At 36.6% G+C, this 339-nt stretch carries 1 protein-coding gene; it reads right to left on the bottom strand.

The genetic code is table 11. The features are described from left to right. Positions 1-251: SAM-dependent methyltransferase (locus AOA60_RS01435; protein WP_256592784.1), on the bottom strand; the 251-nt coding region annotated here is incomplete at its 3' end. Positions 252-339 lie beyond the last annotated feature (88 nt).

The raw sequence follows: 339 nt of genomic DNA, 5'->3' as shown, positions 1-339 counted from the left end.
TTCTTAACACGCTCTACCAATTCCTCTTCCCGTTCTCTTTTGTTATGTTCGTGATAGCTGATTAATGGTGTTGGTATTGAAAAAACATGACAAAGTTTTTTAGTATGACGAGTATCTTCCGCAGCAATTACATCCGCTTCCTTCAACGTATCCACTGCACGGTAAGTCATATCTTGTAAGTTACCTATTGGAGTAGGCACTAAGTACAAACAGCCTTGAAAATCATCCTTGAAGCTTTGTTGTATGTACATTTACTTATCTCCACCTTCATAAATAATTGCTTCTTTTTCCATTCTTGTGAGTTGTTTAATATCATATTCCCGTTTTAAAGCCTCACTC

Source organism: Pseudomonas sp. 2822-17 (assembly GCF_002742485.1).
In the GTDB taxonomy this organism is placed as follows: Bacteria; Pseudomonadota; Gammaproteobacteria; order Pseudomonadales; family Pseudomonadaceae; genus Aquipseudomonas; species Aquipseudomonas cyclaminis.
This window is presented reverse-complemented; position numbering and strand designations above follow the sequence as displayed.